This window comes from Sphingopyxis sp., from assembly GCF_016704835.1.
In the GTDB taxonomy this organism is placed as follows: domain Bacteria; phylum Pseudomonadota; class Alphaproteobacteria; order Sphingomonadales; family Sphingomonadaceae; genus Sphingopyxis.
This window is the reverse complement of record NZ_JADIZJ010000021.1, coordinates 718,727-732,991: the sequence shown is the minus strand read 5'-3', so window position 1 is coordinate 732,991 and position 14,265 is coordinate 718,727. Positions and strand designations below refer to the sequence as shown.

Below are 14,265 nucleotides of genomic sequence, written 5' to 3'. Positions count from 1 at the left end.
CGCGATGCTGCCGGTTGCAGCAATGATTTGGGGTAGAGCGGATGATGCGGAAATTCCTGGGTGTTCCGGCGGTGCTGGCGGCATGCATGCTGGCGGTGACCCCCGCGCAGGCGCAATTTGGCGGGCTTCTGCGCAAGGTGACGACGCCCGCGCCAAAGCCGAGCAGCAACGACAATGGCGGCTGTCCGAAGGGCAAGAAGGGCAGCAGCATCGGCCGCAACATCCTGGGCAATGTGCTGAACGATGCCGTCGGCGATGCGGCGAGCAAGGCGGGCGTGTACAGCTATGTGCCGATCGGCGAGGTCAGCGGGACGTTGACCGACGCCATAGCCTGCCGCCTCGATCCCGCCGAGCAGGTGCAAGCAGCTGCCGCCACCGAAGAGGTGACGCGCGGCGAAGCGGTTGGTGCCACCGCGAACTGGACCAGCGCGACGCGGCCCGAGGTCAGCGGATCGTCGACCGTCGCGGCGCGCAACGATCTGGCGGACGGAACCCGCTGCATGAACGTCACCGACATCGTCATCGTCGAGGGTGAGGAAACGCGGGTCAGCAAGCGCATGTGCAAGGAACCAGGTGCATCACGCTATGTCCTTGCCGCCTAAGGTCGTCCGGATCGCGCTGGCCGCGGGCTTGCTCACCAGCCTGACCGGCGCTGCGAAGGTCAAGATGGACCCGGCGAACCCGTCTTGCCCGCTGACCCCCGACTGGTCGGCCAACCCGACGATGAAGCTTACCCCCGTGGTCAAGGGGGGCGCGAAGGTGCTGCTCGCCGAGGGGCGGATCGATGCGGGACTGCCCGACCGATTGAAGGCCGCGCTGGCGACGAATCCTGATGTGGGCGAGGTTTGGTTACGCTCGCCCGGCGGCGATGCGCGCGCCGGCAACGCCGCGGGGCGGATCATCCGCTCGAACTTTGGCCTGACGACGCGCATCCCGGCGGGGTGGGCGTGTTTCAGCGCGTGCAATTTCATCTTCATGGGCGGGCAGCCGCGGGTGATCGATCCCGGCGGGCTGTTCATCGTCCATATGTTCACGCGCACCGGCGACCGCAGCACGATCGACATGAGCGTCGCGATGGGTACCGATGCAACGCGCGAGCTGATCGGCGATATCGAGCAGGATGCGGCGCTGCTCGCCAGCGAGGACAATGATTTCCTGATCCGCATGGGCGTATCGCGCAAATTGCTGACTGAGGTGATGTATCAGCAAAAGGCGCTGGCGAACGCTGACGACAAATCGACGCGGCGCTGCCTGACGCAAGCCGAGGTCAAATCCTATAATGTTGCAAACAACAACGAGTAGGATAGGCTCACCCTCAAAATAGGAGAGGCTGCCATGAACGAGATGACGCACGACCATGCGACCTTCCGGTCGATGATCGACGGAACGCAGGAAGACTGGGACATTATCGCGCGCGAACAGAAGGAATTCGCGCCGCAGAATGGCAAGCGCATCCTCGATCATCTCAAGCTGCTCGGCGGCGATTATGGCGGCTTTCCGGTCGACCGGCTGGAGCATTGCCTGCAAACCGCGACGCGCGCGCACCGTGATGGCCGCGACGAGGAATATGTCGTGATGGCGCTGCTCCACGACATCGGCGACACGCTCGGCGCGTTTAACCACCCCGACGTCGCGGCGGCGATCCTGAAGCCGTTCCTGTCAGAGGAAAATCTGTGGATCGTCCAGCATCACGGCATTTTCCAGGGCCATTATTTCTTCCACTACATCGGCCTCGACCGCGACATGCGCGACGAGTTCAAGGGCAGCCCGCACTATGCAGCGTGCGCCCATTTCTGCGAAGCCTATGACGCGCCGGCGTTTGATCCCGATTACGACAGCGAGCCGCTAGAGTTTTTCGAGCCGATGGTGATGCGGATCTGTTCCTATCCGAAAACCAGCATTTACAAGAAGGTGATGGTTGAGGAAGCGGCGGAGTAGCTTTCGACAGCCGTGAGCCACAGTTCAGTTTCCGTTCGTGTCGAGCGAAGTCGAGACACCCCTCGATAGGTGTCTCGACTGCGCTCGACACGAACGGTTTAGGTCGAGCTACTTCCCCTTAAATTCGGTCTTCCGCTTCTGAACAAAAGCCATGATGCCCTCGACCGCATCGGCGCTGTTCCCCGCAATAAACTGACCTTTCGCCTCGGCGTCGAGCGTTTCGGCATAGCTTTGCGACAGGCCGTCGCGCAGCACCTTACGCATCGTACCAAGGGAAACCGTCGGCCCGTTGGCGAGGCGCGCCGCCAGCGCGCGCGCTTCGGTCATCAATTCGGTATCCTCGACGCATTTATAGACCATGCCCCAACCGGCGGCCTGTTCGCCCGAAATCTTCTCACCCAGCATCATCATCTGCGTCGCGCGGGGCAGGCCGATCAGGCGCGGGAGCAGCCACGACGAACCGCCGTCGGGGACGAGCCCAATGTTGACGAAGGCCTGGAGGAAATAGGCGCTCTTGCCTGCGATGGTGAAGTCGCCCGACAGCGCAAAGCTGCACCCGACGCCCGCCGCGGGTCCATTGACCGCAGTAACAATGGGAATGTCGAGATTGGCAAGCGCGAGCAGCATCGGGTTATAATGGTTGCGCAGCGCTTTGCGGCTGTTCGCCCCGCCGCCAACAGCCGACGAAGTGCGATCGCCGCTCAGATCGGCCCCCGAACAAAAACCGCGACCTTCGCCAGTAATCAGCAGCGCGCGCGCGCCGAGCAGCGGCAGGTAATCGAGCGCGCCGCGGATGTCGTCGGCCATTGTGGGCGGCATGGAATTGAGTCGATCGGGGCGGTTGAGCGTGATCGTCGCGACATTGTCGGCGATGTCCAGCTTGATCGTGTCGAAGGTGGGGATGTCGGTCATGGGGAAGAATCCTCTCGCAGGCGCTTTACCTTTACGTTCACGTAAAGGTGTGGCTCATTTGGCGAGCGAGTGCAAGAGGCAAGGGTGGGGCGCGGGCGACCGCTACCGGCCAACTTCGGCCTCTGCGGCTACCTGCGTATATCGAGCTTCAAAGAGCGTTCAACCATCGGGTCGGCCGCAGATGCTGCCTGCAAAGGGTAGCTCGCCCACACCAGTTGGCCGCGTTCCGGGTGCTTCCAGAAATACACAGCCCATTTCTCGCCGGGTTGGGCAAGCGGGTGTCCACCATCGCACGCGGAACTGCCCCAACCTCGCTCAAATGTCAGCGTTTTTGGTTCAAGTGATCCCAGTAATAGTTGGTCCACGTTTGCTGTCGCCGACCATGGGTGGGCGTCGGAAATGCCTGGCTGCGTATGTTTTGCCTCGACAATCGTCACAATAGCGACCGATGAGAAAATTCCCTTTTCGTAAGCTCCGCGCAAGTTTTCCTCGGCAGATAAACGAACGCGGCAAGCCTGAGCTGGCACGCTGGCCAATGCAAGGGCACACCCCATCGTTGAAGCGAACCGAACGTATCGCATCATCGCTCTTCCCAACATTCCGACGCTTTGACTTTTGTGATACGTTGGTTTCCCTTAAGGGTCGCTTTCCACACGGTGACGACGAGAGCTGCCTGTCAGGATTCCCACCCCAAAGCCGCCGTTATTCGCCGCCCAACCTGACAAATCGCAAATCGCCTTCGGCACGGTGGAGCGTTACGCCGCGCTCGGTCTTCTCTGCGCAGGCGCCGTCGAAATCGACCACGCCGATATCGTTCGGCACGATCGTCGCGCGCAGCTTGCCGCCGTCGGCCTCAGTCAAAATGAAGCGCGGCGCTGTGATGCCGTATATGGGTTCGCGCAGCTCGACCCAGCGCGGAATACGCTTTTCGTCGTCGGGTAGCGTCCAGCCGTAAACCTGGGTGTAATCTTCCACCGGGTCGCCGTTGTCGAAACCGATGGTGAAATCGACGCCGGGAATGCCTCGCCCGTTGGGCCAGGTGACGAGAAGCGTCGGAACTTCGCCCTCGACTTCGAGCAGCTCACCTTTCTCCAGTGCGGGCGGAACGGGCTTGGGATCGGTGGTGAGGCAGACGGTGTCGCCGCGCGCGTCCCAGCGGCCTTCGGCGCGTTCGTCGAGCGCCCCTGCGGCGAGCATATATTTGAAGCGTCCGTCGCCCCGGATCAGCAGCCCACCGCCCACGTCAGGGCCTTCGGCCAGGCTATATTCGCCAACGAAGGGCGACTGCTGCGCCGCGGCGGGGGTGGCGATCAGGGCCGCGATGAGGAGAAGGGTTCGCATGGGTCTGTCATGCGACCACGGCGGCGGGCATGCCAGCCCTTTCCACATCTGGCGCCACCTGCTAACCGCCCGCGCCATGTCCCAGAAGCATCCCGACCGCCGCACCTTTGCGATCATCTCGCACCCCGACGCGGGTAAAACGACGCTGACCGAGAAATTGCTCGTCGCCGGCGGCGCGATCCATATCGCGGGTGAGGTCAAGGCGCGCGGGCAGGCGCGGCGGGCGCGGTCCGACTGGATGAAGATCGAACAGCAGCGCGGGATTTCGGTCACCTCGTCAGTGATGACATTCGAGCATGCGGGGCTGGTGTTCAACCTGCTCGACACCCCGGGGCACGAAGATTTCAGCGAGGATACCTATCGCACCCTGACCGCGGTCGACAGCGCGGTGATGGTGATCGACGCCGCGAAGGGCATCGAACCGCAGACGCTCAAGCTGTTCGAAGTGTGCCGTCTGCGTTCGGTGCCGATCATCACCTTTATCAACAAGGTCGACCGCGAAGGGCTGCCACCGTTCGAATTGCTCGACGAGGTCGCCGACCGACTCGCGCTCGACGTCTGCCCGATGAACTGGCCGGCGGGCATGGGCGGGCAGTTTGAAGGGATCTACGATCTCGTCGACCCTGCGATCATGAAACCCAGCGGCGATGCGTCGCGGATGTATGAGGGCCACCGCGCCAAGGTGGCGGGGCTCGATGATCCGGTGCTCGCGGCCGAGATCAGCGCCGATGCACTCGCGCATCTGAAGGAAGAGACCGAGCTGGCGTCGGCTTGCTATGCGGATTTCGACGCGGCGGCGTATCGGGGTGGCGACCTGACGCCGGTCTATTTCGGATCGGCGCTGAAGGAGTTCGGCATCGTCGACCTGCTTGCCGCGCTGGCGCAGCATGCACCCGGGCCGCAGCCGCAACCCGCCGAACCCGCGCCGGTGCAGCCGGACGACGATGCCGTCACCGGTTTTGTGTTCAAGGTGCAGGCGAATATGAACCCCGCGCACCGCGACCGCATCGCGTTCATGCGGCTGTGTTCGGGCAAATTCGAGCGCGGGATGCGCTTGATGCAGGGCGGGACGGGCAAGGCGATCGCGATCAGCCGCCCGATGCTGTTCCTGGCCCAGGACCGCGAAATGGCCGAAGAAGCTTTTCCCGGTGACATCATCGGCATCCCGAACCACGGCACGCTGCGCGTCGGCGATACCTTGTCCGAACGCACCGACATTACGATCACCGGGCTGCCGAACTTTGCCCCCGAACTGCTGCGCCGCGTCGCGCTTATCGATCCGACTCAGACCAAGAAATTGCGCAAGGCGCTCGACGACATGGCGGAAGAGGGGATCATCCAGGTCTTTTACCCTGAAATTGGCGCGAACATGATCGTCGGCGTCGTCGGCCAGTTGCAGCTCGAAGTGCTGATCAGTCGCCTCGACGCCGAATATAAGGTCGAGGCGAAGCTCGAGCAGTCGCCGTGGGAAACCGCGCGCTGGATCGCGTCGGACGACCCTGCGAAGCTCAAGGCGTTCCAGTCCGAACACCGCGGCGCCAGCGCCACCGATCGCGACGGCGCGCCGGTGTTCATGGCCAAGGACGGCTGGGAAGTCGGTTACATCACTCAGCGCAATCCCGACATCCGCTTCACCGCGACCAAGGAGCGGCGGCTCGGCGCGATGGCGGACTGATCGCTCGGGGTTGATTGTGCTGCCGAACGGGACCACCATTCCGCCGGGTCGGGCAGGGATGGGGGTATCGATGCGGGGATGGAAATTATCGCTTGCCGCAGTGCTGTTGCTGAACGCGTCGCCGTCGCTGGCGCAGAACCCGATTAGCCTGCCGATCGCGCAGGGTCTCTGGATCAACGCCGCCAGCAAATGCGCGACCGTCACCAACGGTTATATCTTCGACGGCACGCGCTGGGGCGCGGTCTATTATTACGGACCGAACGGCAGCATGGGGCCGGTCGCCGAGTTGGAAACGATCGGCCGCACGACGCTGCGAAAGGACGGCTTCACCAATATGCAGCTCGGCTAAACCGAAGGCGTCGGATATTTCCATGTGAAGTCTTTAGCGCCCGGGCGCATGATCCTGCGCACCGGAGCGCCCGGTCCTGAAGGGATTCAGGTGATGGACGATACGCTGATGCGTTGCAGTTTTGGAGTGCTTTCGCCAAAAATGAAGGCAGCGATTAAGCGTTTCGCGCCCGGGCTAGCTAAATAAGGCTCAGCAGGTCGGCAGGCGCACCGCTATCCGCCCCATCCCCGTCATCTTCTTCGCCCTCGAACTTGCTCAAGGTCAAACCGAGTAAACGGATTCCCTGCTCGGTTGGCAGCAGCGGCGCCAATATCGCTTCGCCTGCGGCGAGTAGCGATGCGCCATCGACGATTGGGGAGGGCACCGACTTTGCCCGCGTGATCGTCCGGAAATCGGCGTAGCGCAGCTTCAGAGTCACCGTCCGACCCCGCGCGCCCTTTTTGGCGGCGCGGTCCCATACCACCGAGCAGACATGCGCCAGCGCCTCACGAATTTCGGTATCGGTGATCAAATCGTTGAAAAAGGTCCGCTCGCCGCCGAGCGATTTCAGCGGGCGGTTTGATTTGACGCGGCGATGGTCGATCCCGCGCGCCAGATTATACAGCCATTCGGCGCTGTTGCCGAAGTTTTCGGCGAGCCACAGCGGGTCTTTGCCCGCGAGGTCGGCACCCGAAAACACGCCCAGCCCCTCCATCTTCGCCGCCGTCACCGGGCCGATGCCGTGAAAACGGCGGATTGACAGTGCCTGGACGAAATCGGCGCCCCTGCCCGGCGGGATGACGGTAAGCCCGTCGGGCTTGTTCTGGTCCGACGCCAGCTTGGCGATGAACTTGTTGTACGAAACCCCGGCGGAGGCGGTGAGGCCGGTTTCCTCGCGGATGCGGCGGCGGATCAGTCTTGCAGTGGCGGTCGCGCTGCCGAGGCGCGCCTTGTCGGCGCTGACGTCCAGATAGGCTTCATCGAGCGACAGCGGCTCGACTTCGTCGGCATAGTCTTGGAAAATTGCGCGGATCAGGTGCGAGACCTCGCGATAGGCGTCGAAGCGCGGGGGGACGAAGATGAGGTCGGGGCATTGGCGCTTGGCGGTGATGCTCGGCATGGCCGACCGCACCCCGAACTTGCGTGCTTCATAGCTTGCCGCGGCGACGACTCCGCGCCGCGACGAGCCGCCGACCGCGACGGGCTTGCCGCGTAGTGCCGGATCGTCGCGCTGTTCCACCGACGCATAAAAGGCGTCCATGTCGACATGGATGATCTTGCGGATCGGGACGTCCGCTGGCGTGTCGGGAGCGGGATCTGCAAGGTATTCCACGCGCGCAGCCTAGCATGTTGCCACGATGTTCTCAATGGCGGGCGCAACGCGGACTTGACGCGGATGGGCCAAAATGGCAATCGCCGCCGACCTTGGTGAGCGGGTATAGCATAGTGGTAATGCTCTAGCCTTCCAAGCTAGCTAGGCGGGTTCGATTCCCGCTACCCGCTCCAGGTCTTTCCCGATCTTATCCCGCCGGCTCAATGTCAAGCAGCTCGACCGTGAACAGCAACGTCGCGGCGCCGGGGATCGGGCCTTTGCCTTCGGCGCCATAAGCAAGCTGGTAGGGGATCGCGAGCTCGACCTTGTCGCCGACGCCCATCAGCGCGACGCCTTCCTGCCAGCCCTTGATCACGCGATTGAGCGGAAAGCTGGTCGGTTCGCCGCGCTTGATCGAGCTGTCGAATTCGGTGCCGTCGGCGAGGGTGCCGGCATAGTGGACGGTGACGACATCGGTCGGGCCGGGGCGCGCGCCGCTGCCGTCGCCTGCGACACGGCGCCAGCGCAGTCCGCTGGGCGTCACGTGCCAGCCTTCGGCGCCGTGGCGCTCGGCGAGGGCGGCCATCTGGCGGTTCAACCACGCGGTTCCTTGCGTCGGTTCGGCGGCGAGCGCGGCGGGCAGGAAAAGGCCGAGGCTGGCGGTCGTTAGTAGCAGGCGATGGGAAAGGGATGCGGGCATAGTCACTCCTGTTGTCATGCCGCCGCATAAACGCGGACGCGCGCGCGTGCGCAATCCCCTTTTGCACAGCGGTGCTCTGCCGACCCGTCCGAATAACGCGACGAACACCGCGGCGACCGGGATCAATCGGCGCCGCCCGGTCGTTGTCTGGGTTCCCCCCTTCTGCTCAATCGATGGAGAATGATATGCACATGGCCAAAAAGCTTGTGATCGCCCTGGCGGCAACGTCCGCCGTGTTGGCGCCGGTCGCGGCGTCTGCCGCCGTTGGCGCGCGGGCCGCGTCGTCGGTCGCTGGCGAGAGCGAACTCGAAGGTAATTCGAGCTGGATCATCGGTCTGGTCGGTCTTCTGGCAGGTATTACCGCGATCGTCCTGATTTCCGAGGATGACGAGGATTCGCCGGTCAGTCCGTAATTCGCTGGGTTGTGATCAGAACGGGTGCGAGCACGGCCTAGTGTTCGCACCCGTTCGTTTGACGGTGCGGGAAGCGCCCGCGCTTTGCGTCAGGATGAACGGCGCCCCCGATCTGCGACATTTCGCGACAATTTCGCGCCGATCCGGCAATTGACTGGGACAAATGGCGCCTAAAACCTCCTCATCGGGATCCGGTCCTTCCCCGGATCGTCCCCTGGAGGAGTTCGTACCATGAACAAGAAGATCTCGCTTTTCGCATTGGGCGCCGCGTTGATCGCCGTCCCCGTCCTTGCCGCTCCCGGCGGCGCCAAAGCCGACACCGACGGCAACGGCACGCTGACCCGTACCGAAGCGCAGGCCCATGCCGCGCAGATGTTTGCCAAGCTGGACTTTAACAGGGACGGCAAGATCGACGCGGCCGATCGCACCGCCAAGCACTCCGAGATGCACGCCAAGAAATTCGCCAGCCTCGACGCCGACGGCAACGGCAGTATCAGCCAGGCCGAGTGGAATGCCCACGGCGCTGATCGCGCCGCGAAACGCGCTGAGCGCGGTGGCAAGCGCGCCGATGCGGGCGACGCATCCGAAGGCAAACGCCATGGCATGCGCGGTCCCGGCAAGCGCGGCGGTCACGATGGCATGCGCGGTGGCATGATGGGCAAAGCCGACACCAATGGTGACAAGGCAATCAGCCAAGCCGAATTCCAGACAGCGGCGCTCGCGCGTTTCGATGCGTCCGACGCCAACAAGGATGGTCAGGTGACCGCCGAGGAACGCCAGGCCCAGCGCGGCGAATGGCGCGCCAAGCGTGCGGCGCCGACCGCTCCCGCCAGCCAATGAGCATTTGGCAGGGATCGGCGGCGACGGGCAGGCTTTCTTCCCCCTCCCGGCATTGCCTTTGCCGCTGGTCCCTGCCAGCTATCGCCCATCGGTCTTCCGACCGGTGGGCGAACTAGCGTTTTCAGCGGATTAAAAATGATCGACAATAATTCTCCGCGCATTCTGCTGATCGACGACGAACCGTCGATCCGCGAGCCGCTGACCGAATATCTGATCGCGCAGGGCTTTGCGGTGACCGCCGCCGCGAGCGCTGCGGAGGCGCGGTCGGTGCTGCGCGCGCAGTCGATCGATCTGGTCGTCAGTGACATCATGATGCCGGGCGAGGATGGCCTGTCGCTGACCCGCCATTTGCGCGAGACGAGCGCGATCCCGGTCATCCTGCTGACCGCCCGGGCAGAGGATACCGAACGGATCATCGGGCTGGAGATCGGCGCTGACGATTATGTCGTCAAACCATTCAACCCGCGCGAACTTGTCGCGCGGATCCGCACCGTGTTGCGCCGCACCCAGCAAGGCGGCCGGGCGCTCGATCCCGGCGGAACCAGCTACGCCTTTGCTGAATGGGTGTTGCGCGAGGTTGAGCGCGTGCTTGTCGATAGCGAAGGCAACGAGGTTTCACTGTCGTCGGGCGAATATCATCTGCTCCACGCGCTGGTGCGTCACCCGCGACAGGTGATGAGCCGCGACCGGCTGCTAGATCTGGTGCGCGGGCGCGAGGCGGAGATTTTCGACCGTGCCATCGACAACCTGGTCAGCCGCTTGCGCAAGAAGATCGAGGTTGATGCGGCGCACCCACAGATCGTCAAGACGGTGTGGGGCGGCGGTTATACGCTGGCATGCGAAGTGAAGCGGATGGGACCGGCGGCGTGAAGTTCCGTTTGTGGCCGCGCAGCCTGATCGGCCAGCTTGTCTTTGCGGTCGCGCTGATGTTGTTCGTGGCGCAAGCGATCAATTTTGCGTTGCTGGTGCGCGGGCAGCATCAGCAAACGATGGCACATGGCGGCGGCATGGCGGTGGCGCGGATTATCGACGCAGTCGATCGCGATCGGCGCGGCGATTTCCGCGAACGGTCGGGCGAGCGTCGTGGTGGGCCGGATGAGCGCGAAAATCCCAAGAAACTGGTGATTTCGGATCGCCCCATTGCCGTAGCGACCGGCGCGGTGCGCCTGCCCGACCTGGCCGACTATGTGGCCGATCTGTTGCACGAAGCCGACATGCAACCGCAGGCCGTTGCGGCCTGGGCGCTACCGCAGCGGCCACGGCTTCGGGCGAATTTCCCCGGCCGGACGGTGATTGTATCGGCGCAGATCGATGGCCGCTATTATGCGGTGCGCAGCCGGATCCAGAGCGGCGGCAATCGGTTGCAGGGCTTTCTGGTCTGGCAAACACTGTCGCTCTACCTGCTGCTGCTTGTGCCGATCATGGTCATCGCTTGGCGCGCCGCGGCCCCATTGCGCGACTTGACCCGCGCCGCGCGCGCCAACCCGGCCCTGCGCGACACTACTCCACTGGAGGAAGAGGGGCCGTCGGACGTCCGCGACCTGATCATCGCCTTCAATGCCTATCGCGGGCGGATTGCGGCGATGCTGTCCGACAAGGATCGGATGTTGGGCGCGGTCGGCCATGACCTGCGGACGCCGCTCGCCAGCCTGCGCGTGCGGGTCGAGCAGGTCGATGACGATGCGTTGCGCGACAAGATGATCGCGTCGATCGAGGAAATGGCGGCGATGCTCACCGATATCCTCGCGCTGGCGCGATCGGGGGCGGGGACCGAGGGGCGCGAGGCGGTGGCGCTGCGTGGGCTGGTCGAAGAACTCGCCGCCGATTATCGTGAACGCGGCAAGGATGTGACGGTCGCCGCCGCCGCGGATGCTGCGGTCATGGCGCGCCCGTTGTTGCTGCGCCGCGCGCTACGCAACCTGATCGACAATGCCTCCACTTATGGGACGCGCGCGCGTCTGTCGGTCGAACGCGTGCCGAGCGAGGTGCGGATCATCGTTTCGGATGACGGACCGGGTCTGACCGCAGAGCAGATCCGGACGCTGATCGAACCCTTTGCGCGTGGCGAACAATCGCGCAACCGCGCGACCGGCGGGTCGGGGCTGGGCCTGTCGATCGCGCGCGACATCGCCGAGGGCGAGGGCGGGACGCTGACACTGGTCAATCGCGACGGCGGCGGGCTGGACGCGATGATGACGTTGCCGACCGCGACCTAAGCATAAATCGCAATCGCCTGGCTGCCGCTGAGTACGGGTTCGCCGGCGCGGTTCCACAGCATCATGTCCTGAACCGACAGGCCGTGGCGGGCATAGCCGGTCTTTGCCGATAGCAGCCACCAGCCGTCGTCGGTTTTCGGATCGCCCGTCAGCATGTTGACCGTCCAGTTCATTGAGCTGATCGGCCCGAATTCGCTGAACAGTGCCATCGCCGCGGGGGGCAGGGCATCGCCCATCGCGAGCAGCGCGACCGCGGGATGGCAAGCAGGTTCTTCGACAAAACGCACCCAGGTCAGATATTCGCCGACCTCGCTTTTCCACGCGAAGCGCGGGCCGGTGGTCGGCCGCATGTCGAAATGGCGGACGAAAGACGGGCGCGCATGATGGTCGGGCACCGGTTCGAGCGTCTCGGGCGCCGGGCAGTCGGGCTTCGCCAGGCGATTATGGTCGAGGTGGCTCTTGCGGTCGGGAGAAAAGGCAAACACCGCCGCGGTGCCGAACCCCGCGTCGCTCGACACCCCGGCATCGACGAACAGCGACGATTTCGACTGACGCAGTACGCGTGTGTTCACGGTGCAATCGCCGCCAACCGGGCCGACAAAGCTGATCTGGGCATAGCGCAGCGGGGCGTCGGTCGGATGGAGCGCCATCGTACCCGCGAGCGCGACCGCCGAGCTGATCCCGCCATAAGCGGTGCGGCCCTGCATCCAGCCGTCGTCGATATGCGCCGTGGCCACGCCCTCCTTGGTGCGCAGCGTCGAAAGCAGCGCGTCAAGCGCGCTGGGGGAGGTCGTCATCTTGCGGTTATTCCTCGATCTGGAAAGTCAGTCCGGCATGCTCGGTCAGCCGCGCGATCAGCGCATCGCCAAGCAGCGCGCCCGGGGTCCACACCCCGCCCTCGCCCTTGTTGGCGAGCAGCGCGATGCCGGTTTCCGCCAGCATCTTCGACGTCGAACCATAGCCCGGGTCGCGGTCGCCCTGAACGCTCGCGCGGACGGTCGTGCCATCGGGATATTCGCCGATGAACAGGATGTCGTAAAAGCCGTTCTCGCGGTCTTCCTTGCTGGGACCTTCGCCGGGTTTGAGTTTCGATTCGCCGAACGGGTTCGCCTTGGCCAGTGCTTCGGCCATCGCCTTGCCGGCGTCGCCGATCGTCGTCATCACCATCTCGTCATAGACCAGATCGGCGCCCCACGCGTGGCCGAGCAGGAAATTGGTACGGTGGACGTTCTTGGTGTTGATCGGTGCCATGACGAACGGTGCGGTCCACGTACCGGTGGCGCTGTCATATTCGGGGAACAGCCCGGTCGGCTGCGACGGTCCCTCGAACCCCGGGGTCAGCGCAAAGCTGGATTTGAGCAGCAGCGCCAGCGAGGGCTTCTTTGCGACCGCTTTCAACGTCTCGGTCAGGCTGGCAATCGTACCACCCGATGCGCCGCCTGCCATCTTGCGGACGCGGCCCTTCACGCGCGGCGCGGGCTTGCCGTGGCGCTTGACCGCTTCGGCTTGCAGGAAATGGACGCCGAGGTCGAAGGGGATCGAATCGAACCCGCAGCTGAAGGTGATGCGGGCGCCCGACGCTTTCGCAGCAGCTTCATGCTCGTCAATCATTTCGCGCATCCAGCCGGGTTCGCCGCACAAATCGGCATAGGCGGTACCCGCCTTGACGCAGGCGGCGACCAGTTCATTGCCGTAAAGCTGATATGGGCCCACGGTGGTCAGGATGACCGTGGCGCGCGCGGCCATCACGTCGAGCGTCGCAGGATCGCTGGCGTCGGCGACGACCAGCGGCGTGTCCGCAGGTGCGCCGATCAGGTCGCGTACCTCGGCGAGCTTGGCGGCGCTGCGCCCTGCCATCGCCCATTTTGGCGCGTCCTTGCGGCCCGCATAATGCTGCGTCAGATATTCGGCGACGAGCCGACCGGTAAATCCGGTCGCGCCATAAACGATGATGTCAAATTCGCGGCTGGCCATGAAAGCCTCCCCTTACGTAAACGTAAAGGGAGGCTAGCGTAGCGCGAGGCCGATGCCAAGTGCGAAGCGTCAACGGCGCCAGAAGGGGCGTTTTTGAACGACGACGGGCTCGCCAACGACGGCTTCCGCCCGACCCTCGGCGCGCGCGGCGCGAACCTCGGCTTCGGTGGCGCGGAGCTGCGCGTCGCGGGTGGCGATTTCGTCGCGGCGGCGCGGGCGGAGCGCATCATAGCTCCAGCGCGTATGGCCATAACCGAACAGGCAAAGCAGGCCGCCCGCAATCGCGAGATTCTTCATCGCCGCCATCGCCTGCATCGGGTCGGTGAATTCGCGGTGGAAGAACAGGATCGTTGCGAGGACAAAACCCGCGAGCAGGATCGACCACAGCCGCACCGCGATCCCGAGCGCGATGCACACCCCCGCGATCAGTTCGAACAAACCGGTCGGAATGGCGAGCCCGGCGGGGAGGCCGACAGCGGTGATCATGGCGTTGGTGTCGTTGACGTGGATCAGCTTGTTGATCCCCGAAACGATGAAAATAACGGCAATGAAAAGACGCCCGATAAAGACAGCGATCATGGACATGCGTCGATCCTCCAAACGATGCCCCCGCCGC

The 14,265-nt window shown here is 64.1% G+C and carries 18 protein-coding genes and 1 tRNA gene; 11 read left to right on the top strand and 8 right to left on the bottom strand.

All coding sequences use genetic code 11. The features are described 5' to 3' along the window. Positions 1 to 41: 41 nt before the first annotated feature. Genes IPF76_RS18650 through IPF76_RS18640 form a run of 3 tightly spaced genes read left to right on the top strand, consistent with a single transcriptional unit; the run spans position 42 to position 1,938 of the window. Positions 42 to 602, top strand: coding sequence for a hypothetical protein (locus IPF76_RS18650; RefSeq protein ID WP_293847018.1), 561 nt, complete (start codon positions 42 to 44; stop codon positions 600 to 602). Beyond that, a complete protein-coding gene (locus tag IPF76_RS18645) occupies positions 586 to 1,302 on the top strand; it encodes a hypothetical protein (RefSeq protein ID WP_293847016.1) in 717 nt (238 codons plus the stop codon). Before IPF76_RS18650 ends, IPF76_RS18645 begins: the two co-directional genes overlap by 17 nt. A 33-nt stretch (positions 1,303 to 1,335) precedes the next feature. Beyond that, the gene (locus IPF76_RS18640) at positions 1,336 to 1,938 is read left to right on the top strand and encodes an HD domain-containing protein (RefSeq protein WP_293847014.1); all 603 of its coding nucleotides are present in this window, start codon (positions 1,336 to 1,338) and stop codon (positions 1,936 to 1,938) included. 108 nt (positions 1,939 to 2,046) lie between these two features. Here IPF76_RS18640 and IPF76_RS18635 read toward each other — a convergent pair whose 3' ends face one another. From IPF76_RS18635 to IPF76_RS18625, 3 genes are all read right to left on the bottom strand, one after another. Further along, on the bottom strand, positions 2,047 to 2,850 hold the full coding sequence (locus IPF76_RS18635; RefSeq protein ID WP_293847012.1) for an enoyl-CoA hydratase-related protein: 804 nt from the start codon (positions 2,848 to 2,850) through the stop codon (positions 2,047 to 2,049). Between the two features lie 128 nt (positions 2,851 to 2,978). Then, on the bottom strand, positions 2,979 to 3,434 hold the full coding sequence (locus IPF76_RS18630) for a hypothetical protein (RefSeq protein WP_293847010.1): 456 nt from the start codon (positions 3,432 to 3,434) through the stop codon (positions 2,979 to 2,981). Positions 3,435 to 3,552: 118 nt separating this feature from the next. Further along, on the bottom strand, positions 3,553 to 4,191 hold the full coding sequence (locus IPF76_RS18625; protein ID WP_293847008.1) for a hypothetical protein: 639 nt from the start codon (positions 4,189 to 4,191) through the stop codon (positions 3,553 to 3,555). Positions 4,192 to 4,267: 76 nt separating this feature from the next. Between IPF76_RS18625 and IPF76_RS18620 the strand changes: the two genes are divergently transcribed. The 3 genes from IPF76_RS18620 (at position 4,268) to IPF76_RS18610 (ending at position 6,401) form a co-directional block, all read left to right on the top strand. Continuing rightward, entirely contained in the window at positions 4,268 to 5,866 is a 1,599-nt protein-coding gene (locus IPF76_RS18620) for a peptide chain release factor 3 (RefSeq protein ID WP_293847405.1), read from the top strand. 70 nt (positions 5,867 to 5,936) lie between these two features. Beyond that, positions 5,937 to 6,215, top strand: coding sequence for a hypothetical protein (locus tag IPF76_RS18615; RefSeq protein WP_293847006.1), 279 nt, complete (start codon positions 5,937 to 5,939; stop codon positions 6,213 to 6,215). A 48-nt stretch (positions 6,216 to 6,263) separates the two neighbouring features. Next, complete coding sequence (locus IPF76_RS18610) at positions 6,264 to 6,401, top strand: hypothetical protein (protein ID WP_293847004.1); 138 nt, start codon at positions 6,264 to 6,266, stop codon at positions 6,399 to 6,401. Here IPF76_RS18610 and dinB read toward each other — a convergent pair. Next, on the bottom strand, positions 6,394 to 7,527 hold the full coding sequence (dinB, locus tag IPF76_RS18605; protein ID WP_293847002.1) for a DNA polymerase IV: 1,134 nt from the start codon (positions 7,525 to 7,527) through the stop codon (positions 6,394 to 6,396). The genes IPF76_RS18610 and dinB overlap by 8 nt on opposite strands. Before the next feature lie 99 nt (positions 7,528 to 7,626). Between dinB and IPF76_RS18600 the strand changes: the two genes are divergently transcribed. Next, positions 7,627 to 7,700: transfer RNA gene (locus tag IPF76_RS18600), tRNA-Gly, on the top strand. 14 nt (positions 7,701 to 7,714) lie between these two features. Here the strand turns inward: IPF76_RS18600 and IPF76_RS18595 are convergent. Beyond that, entirely contained in the window at positions 7,715 to 8,206 is a 492-nt protein-coding gene (locus tag IPF76_RS18595; RefSeq protein WP_293847000.1) for an FKBP-type peptidyl-prolyl cis-trans isomerase, read from the bottom strand. Positions 8,207 to 8,397: 191 nt separating this feature from the next. Between IPF76_RS18595 and IPF76_RS18590 the strand changes: the two genes are divergently transcribed. The 4 genes from IPF76_RS18590 (at position 8,398) to IPF76_RS18575 (ending at position 11,675) form a co-directional block, all read left to right on the top strand. Beyond that, entirely contained in the window at positions 8,398 to 8,619 is a 222-nt protein-coding gene (locus tag IPF76_RS18590; protein ID WP_293846998.1) for a hypothetical protein, read from the top strand. A gap of 231 nt (positions 8,620 to 8,850) precedes the next feature. Continuing rightward, the gene (locus IPF76_RS18585; RefSeq protein ID WP_293846996.1) at positions 8,851 to 9,459 is read left to right on the top strand and encodes a hypothetical protein; all 609 of its coding nucleotides are present in this window, start codon (positions 8,851 to 8,853) and stop codon (positions 9,457 to 9,459) included. A gap of 135 nt (positions 9,460 to 9,594) precedes the next feature. Beyond that, entirely contained in the window at positions 9,595 to 10,329 is a 735-nt protein-coding gene (locus IPF76_RS18580; RefSeq protein WP_293846994.1) for a response regulator, read from the top strand. Further along, positions 10,326 to 11,675: a HAMP domain-containing sensor histidine kinase gene (locus IPF76_RS18575; RefSeq protein WP_293846992.1), complete on the top strand. Its 1,350-nt coding sequence runs from the start codon at positions 10,326 to 10,328 to the stop codon at positions 11,673 to 11,675. Before IPF76_RS18580 ends, IPF76_RS18575 begins: the two co-directional genes overlap by 4 nt. Here IPF76_RS18575 and IPF76_RS18570 read toward each other — a convergent pair. The 3 genes from IPF76_RS18570 to IPF76_RS18560 form a co-directional block, all read right to left on the bottom strand. Beyond that, positions 11,672 to 12,472 (bottom strand): thioesterase family protein, encoded by an 801-nt coding sequence (locus IPF76_RS18570; RefSeq protein ID WP_293846990.1) that lies wholly within the window; start codon positions 12,470 to 12,472, stop codon positions 11,672 to 11,674. The genes IPF76_RS18575 and IPF76_RS18570 overlap by 4 nt on opposite strands. Before the next feature lie 7 nt (positions 12,473 to 12,479). After that, positions 12,480 to 13,649, bottom strand: coding sequence for a saccharopine dehydrogenase NADP-binding domain-containing protein (locus tag IPF76_RS18565; RefSeq protein WP_293846988.1), 1,170 nt, complete (start codon positions 13,647 to 13,649; stop codon positions 12,480 to 12,482). Between the two features lie 69 nt (positions 13,650 to 13,718). Further along, positions 13,719 to 14,234, bottom strand: a complete 516-nt coding sequence (locus IPF76_RS18560; protein ID WP_293846986.1) for a DoxX family protein — start codon at positions 14,232 to 14,234, stop codon at positions 13,719 to 13,721. Between the last annotated feature and the right edge of the window lie 31 nt (positions 14,235 to 14,265).